Raw genomic sequence first — 6,515 nt, 5'->3', positions numbered from 1 at the left:
GGCCAGCCCTCCCGCCACCCGCGGCCACACCTGCCGCCCCGGCCGCGCGGCGACCACGACAGCCAGCGCCCCCAGGGAGGCCACAACCCCCGAGAACTGATGGCACAGCAGAATCCCCGCCCACAGCACCCCGAGCCCGAGCCATGTCCCCCACCCGCCCACCGCCCGCGCACGCACCGCCCCCGCGAGCCAGGCCCAGAGGTGAAAGGCCGAGCCCAACGCGAACACACTCGGATACGACACCGTCAGCGCCAGGGAGTTGAGCCCGAGAAACCCGCTCCACGTGAACAGCGACGTCCCCCACAGGAACACCAGACACAGCACGGCGAGCGCGGGCGCGGCCCGATGCGCGCTGAGCGTCCGTACGTATCGCCATACGCCCGTGACCAGCAGCCCCAGCGCGACCACCGCGCCGACCCGCAGCACGACGAAGACCGAGAACCCCGTCACCCGTGCGAGAAACCCGAGCACCAGCGTCCACGGCGAGTAGTACGGACTCGGCGTGTCCGCGTCGACCAGGGGATTGCCGGGATCGACCAGGCTGTGCCGCAGGCGTTGCACGGTCGCCGCGTGCACACCGAGGTCACCGGCCCACGGAAGCCGGACGATCACGAGGAGGAGCAGCACGACGACCAGCGCGGCGACGACCTGCGGGATGACGGTCGTTCTCCGCAGCGCGGCCCGCAGGGTGCTCACCCGAGCACTGTAAATCCCGTTTTGCCCCGAATGCGCGAGCGCCCCGGACTGTCACAGCCCGGGGCGCCCTGACTCACGTACGGCTATGTGTGCGTCCGCAGCAGCGTCCGCATCGTGCGCATCGCCACCGACAGGTTGGCCAGGTCGAACGCCTCCGAGCCCCGGATCTCGTCCAGCGTCGTACGCGCCCGCCCCAGAATCGCCCCGTTCTTCTGCTCCCACGCCTTGTACCGCTGCTCGGGCGTCGCACTGCCGTTGCCGGCCGCCAGGACGTCGGAGGTCAGGGCCGCGTGGGCGGCGTAGAGGTCCTCGCGGATGGAGGCGCGGGCCATGGACTGCCAGCGGTCCGCGCGCGGGAGCTCGATGATGCGGTCCATGAGCTGGGTGATGTTGAGGCGGTCGGCCAGGTCGTAGTAGACCTCGGCGACATCCATAGGGTCCTTGCCCGTGCGGTCGGCCACGGACACGATGTCCAGCGTCGGGAAGGCGGAGGAGAAGCCGGCCACCCGGGTGGCCAGTTCGGCCGGGACGCCGGCGCCGGTCAGCTCGTCGTAGATCTGCTGGTACCACTCCAGATCCGCACCGCGCAGCAGCTTCGGCAGCTGCGACCAGACCTGCTCGACCCGCTCGGCGAAGAAGTCGATGGTCTCGGCGAGTTCCAGCGGCTGCGGCCGGTTGTTGAGCAGCCAGCGCGTGCCGCGCTCGACGAGGCGGCGCGAGTGCAGCCGGATCCGGGTCTGGACGTCGGCGTCGACCTTGTTGTCGAGCGCCTCGACGCCGTCCCACACGGCCGCCGAGCGGAAGATCGCGCGGGCCACGGTCTGCGCCCGGACGATCTCCTCCAGCGAGGCGCCGGTCTCCTCGCGCAGCCGGTGCAGATACGTCGTACCGCCCGTGTTGACCGTGTCGTTGACCAGCACGGTCGTGGTGATCTCGCGGCGCAGCGGGTGACTGACGAGGTGCTCCGGGAACCGCTCGCGCAGCGCGCTCGGGAAGTAGGCGTGCAGCAGGGTGCTCAGATACGGGTCGTCCGGCAGCGAGGTGTGCAGCAGTTCGTCGGCGACCGTGATCTTCGTGTACGCCAGCAGGACGGCCGTCTCCGGACCGGTCAGGCCGTGGCCGGCGCCGAGACGTTCGCGGATCTGGCGGTCGGTGGGCAGGAACTCCAGGGCGCGGTCCAGGGCGCCCTCCCTGACCAGGTGCTTCATATAGCGCTGCTGGGCGTGGAGCATGTCCTTGGACTGGGCGAGGGCGTTGGCGATCGCCGTGTTCTGCGCGTAGTTGTTGCGCAGGACCAGGCGGCCGACCTCGTCGGTCATCTCGGCGAGCAGCTTGTTGCGCTGCTTGACGGTCATGTCGCCCTCGGAGACCAGACCGTTGAGCAGGATCTTGATGTTCACCTCGTGGTCGGAGGTGTCGACGCCCGCGCTGTTGTCGATGGCATCGGTGTTGATCTTGCCGCCGTGCCGCGCGAACTCGATCCGGCCGAGCTGGGTCAGACCCAGGTTGCCGCCCTCGCCGACGACCTTGACGCGCAGTTCGGCGCCGTCGACGCGGATCGGGTCGTTGGCCTTGTCACCGACGTCCGCGTTGGACTCGGTCGAGGCCTTCACATACGTACCGATGCCGCCGTTCCACAGCAGGTCCACCGGCGACTGGAGGATGGCCTTCATCAGCTCGGCCGGGGTCATCTTGGAGACCTTGCCCTCGATGCCGAGGGCCTCGCGGATGTGCGCGTTGACCGTGATGGCCTTGGCGCTGCGCGGGAAGATCCCGCCGCCGGCCGACAGCAGCTCGGTGTTGTAGTCCTCCCAGCTGGAGCGGGGCAGCTCGAACAGGCGGCGGCGCTCGGCGTAGGAGGTGGCCGCGTCCGGGGTCGGGTCGATGAAGATGTGCCGGTGGTCGAAGGCGGCGACCAGGCGGATGTGCTCGCTGAGCAGCATGCCGTTGCCGAAGACGTCACCGGACATGTCGCCGATGCCGACGACCGTGAAGTCCTCGCTCTGCGTGTCCACGCCCAGCTCACGGAAGTGCCGCTTGACGGACTCCCAGGCGCCGCGGGCGGTGATGCCCATGCCCTTGTGGTCGTAACCCGCGCTGCCGCCGGAGGCGAAGGCGTCGCCGAGCCAGAAGTTGTACTGCTCGGCCACCCCGTTGGCGATGTCGGAGAAGGTCGCGGTGCCCTTGTCGGCGGCGACGACGAGGTAGGTGTCGTCCTCGTCGTGCCGGACGACGTCCGCCGGGGGCACGACCTCGCCGGCGACCATGTTGTCGGTGATGTCGAGCAGCGCCGAGATGAACGTCTTGTAGCTCGCGACACCCTCGGCCAGCCATGCGTCCCGGTCCACGCTCGGGTCCGGCAGCTGCTTGGCGACGAAGCCGCCCTTGGCGCCGACCGGCACGATGACGGTGTTCTTCACCATCTGCGCCTTCACCAGGCCGAGGATCTCGGTCCGGAAGTCCTCGCGCCGGTCGGACCAGCGCAAGCCGCCTCGCGCGACCTTGCCGAAGCGCAGGTGCACGCCCTCGACGCGCGGCGAGTAGACCCAGATCTCGTACGCCGGGCGCGGCGCCGGGAGGTCGGGGATGGCCTGCGGGTCGAACTTCATGGAGACGTAGTCGTGCGGCTTGCCGCCCCCCGCCTCCTGGAAGAAGTTCGTACGAAGGGTCGCCTTGATCACGGTCAGGAAGGACCGCAGGATCCGGTCCTCGTCGAGCGACGCGACCTGGTCGAGAGCGGCGTCCACCTCTTCGAGGAGGGCGTCGACGATTTCCCGGCCCGCCCGCTGCCGGTCCGGCGACATCCGCGCCTCGAACAGCGAGACGAGGAGGCGGGTGGTGTGGACGTTGTTGCGGAGGGTGTCCTCCATGTAGTCCTGCGAGAAGGTGGAGCCCGCCTGCCGCAGGTACTTCGCGTACGCCCGCAGCACCGTCGCCTGCCGCCAGGTCAGCCCGGCGCGCAGCACGAGGGCGTTGAAGCCGTCGTTCTCCGCCTTGCCGGTCCAGGTCGCGGCGAACGCCTCCGAGAACCGCTCGCGCGCGTCGTCACCGAGGTAGTCACCGGCGCCCGCCTGGGGCATGCGCAGACCGAAGTCGTAGATCCAGGCGACGCTGCGGTCGGAGCAGCGCAGTTCGTAGGGCCGCTCGTCGACGACCTCGACGCCGAGCCGGTTGAGCACCGGCAGGACGGCGGACAGGGAGATGGCCGGGCCCTTGCGGTAGATCTTGAAGCGGCGCTCCTCCGGGGCGGCGCCGACCGGCTCGTACAGGCTCAGCGAGAAGTTGTTCTCCTCGGTGAGCTGTTCGAGGTGGACGAGGTCCGAGACCGCGGAGCGCGGCTTGTGGTCGGCCTTGTAGCCCTCGGGGAAGGCGTTGGAGTAGCGGCGCAGCAGCTCGGCGGCGCGCTCCTCGCCGAGTTCGGCGTTCAGCGCGTCGGCGAAGCCGTCGGCCCAGGAGCGCGCGGCCTCGACCAGACGCGCCTCGATGCGCTCCTTGTCGCTGTCGCTGAGCTGCGGCAGCTCGGTGCCCTGCGGGACGCGGACGACGAAGTGCAGCCGGGACAGGATCGACTCCGTGTTCCAGGCGGTGAAGTCGACGCTGATGCCGTCGAGCTCCTCCTTCAGGATGTCGATGATCCGCAGGCGCACGCCGGTGGTGTAGCGGTCGCGCGGGAGGTAGACGAGAGCGGAGTAATAGCGGCCGTACTCGTCCTGGCGGAGGTAGAGGCGCAGCCTGCGCCGTTCCTGGAGGTACAGGACGGAGGTGGCGATGCGCTGGAGCTCGGGGACCGGGGTCTGGAAGAGCTCGTCGCGCGGGTATGTCTCCAGGATCTGCAGCAGGTCGCGCCCGTCGTGGCTGTTGGGCGAGAACCCGGCGACCTGGAGCACCTCGTCCACCTTGCGCCGGATGACGGGGACACGGCGGACGGACTCGGTGTAGGCGGCGGAGGAGAACAGACCCAGGAAGCGCCGCTCGCCGACGACTTCCCCGTTCTCGTTGAACTTCTTCACCCCGACGTAGTCGAGGTACGACGGCCGGTGCACGGTCGCCCGGCTGTTCGCCTTGGTGAGGATGAGGAGCTTGTGCTCGCGGGCCTTGGCGCGCGCGTCGGCGGGCAGCCGCTCGAAGGACGGGCTGACGGGGTGGCTGTCGGTCTCCGAGTGGTGCGGGTCGGAGCGCAGGATGCCGAGCCCGGTCCCCGGCACGGCGGCCAGCGAGTCGTCGTTCCGCAGCTCGTACTCGCGGTAGCCGAGGAAGGTGAAGTGGTCGTCGGCCAGCCAGCGCAGCAGCTCGCGGGCCTCCTCGAACTCCTGCTCGCGCAGGTCGGAGTGGGGCTCCTGGGCCAGCTCGTCGGCCATGCGCACGGCCAGGTCCCGCATCTTGCCCCAGTCCTCGACGGCCTCGCGGACATCGGACAGGACGCGCAGCAGGTCGGCGGTGATCTGCTTCAGGTCGGCGCGGTCGGTCTCGCGGTCGATCTCGACGTGGATCCAGGACTCGGTGTGCGTGTCGTGCGGCAGCTCGCCGGCGGGCGGCGTGGTGAGCACCTCGATGAGCTTGCCCGTGAGGTCGCGGCGGACGAAGACCTGCGGGTGGATGACGACGTGGATGCCCCGCCCCTGCCGGGTCAGCTCGTTGGTGACGGAGTCGACCAGGAACGGCATGTCGTCGGTCACGACCTCGACGACGGAGTGGCTGCAGGTCCACCCGTTCTCTTCCACGGTGGGCGTGTGCACCCGCACGTTGGCCGTGCCCTGGGGGCGGTTCTCGGCCAGACGGTAGTGCGAGAAGGCGGCCCCGAAGATGTCGACCGGGTCGCGGTCGGTGAGGTCCTCCGGTGCGGTGTGCAGGTAGTAGCGCTGGAGGAACGCGAGCACGATGTCGTGGTCCGGGGTGCCGGCGGTGCCCTCGTCCGTCGTCCCGGTCGGTAGATACCCCCCGACCGGGCTGTTCTCAGCTACCCGGGCGGCCCTCTCGAGCAGCTCGGCCTTGGCTTCGTCCAGCTTGGTCTGCATTGTCCTCTGGCTCCTGTCGCGCGCCGTTGCGTGACGTAGAAGGAAGTACGGTCTCTTCCCCTCCGGTGTAACGCCGCGACGCGGGGTGTCCGGTCTGCTTCGACGCTATGCCGCGAGGTGAGATGAGCGGGGATATATGAGCCATTTTTGAGCTGCCCACGGGGTGTGACGCTGCTCTCTGCGACGCCCGGGCCCGGGGTGTACATGACGTCCCGGGAGCCCTTACGCCCCCCTCCCGCCCGCGAAGACCAGCGACCGCCGCCCGGTCACGGATGTCGTCCGTGCTCTCCGGGCGCAGGGCAGGGGCTCCAGTGCCCCCGCGAGCTATCGCGCTGATCACGCCACCAAGGCTATCGCTCCTTACAGGGGGGTCGTCATGAGCCGTATGTGTACAAAACCAGGGGTCGAACTTTGACGTTCTGCACAGGGGCAAAGGGGGCGGGCAGGGCGTAACTGGCGGGGCGGGGTGGCGAGGGGGAGGCTGGGAGGAAGTACGGAGCGGGCGGCCGGGGCAAGGGACGACGCGAAACCAGGCCATCCGGAGGCAGCCCGTGTCCGAAAACAGCGGTGAACGGGGACCGTCAGCCACACCTGACCAGCCTGCGGGCAGTCGCGCCGCTGGGGCGGCACGGGCACGGGTGGGCGCAGGCGGCACCCCCTCGCGCCGGGCTGCGCAACGGCCCCGCCCCGGCCGCAACGCAGGGCACCCAGCAAACACCGCGCAACCGGAACCCACCCTCCCCGCACCCCCCATACTCGCACGCCCCCTTGGCAATCCCCCCGCCCCGAGGCAAGTTGCCCAGT

1 protein-coding gene and 1 pseudogene are annotated in these 6,515 nt (G+C 69.7%); both read right to left on the bottom strand.

Annotated elements, in window-relative coordinates; all coding sequences use genetic code 11:
* Positions 1-696 (bottom strand): annotated as a pseudogene (locus IF78_RS0142565) (hypothetical protein); the annotation flags it as partial.
* A gap of 83 nt (positions 697-779) precedes the next feature.
* Complete coding sequence (locus tag IF78_RS0142560; RefSeq protein WP_031487651.1) at positions 780-5,711, bottom strand: NAD-glutamate dehydrogenase; 4,932 nt, start codon at positions 5,709-5,711, stop codon at positions 780-782.
* Between the last annotated feature and the right edge of the window lie 804 nt (positions 5,712-6,515).

It is taken from the genome of Streptomyces bicolor, assembly GCF_000719285.1.
Lineage (GTDB): Bacteria > Actinomycetota > Actinomycetes > Streptomycetales > Streptomycetaceae > Streptomyces > Streptomyces bicolor.
This window is presented reverse-complemented; position numbering and strand designations above follow the sequence as displayed.

What these genes read in the sequence shown, in the direction of transcription:
- IF78_RS0142560 (WP_031487651.1), bottom strand. Translation starts at nt 5,711, where the DNA reads ATGCAGACCAAGCTGGACGAAGCCAAGGCCGAGCTGCTCGAGAGGGCC.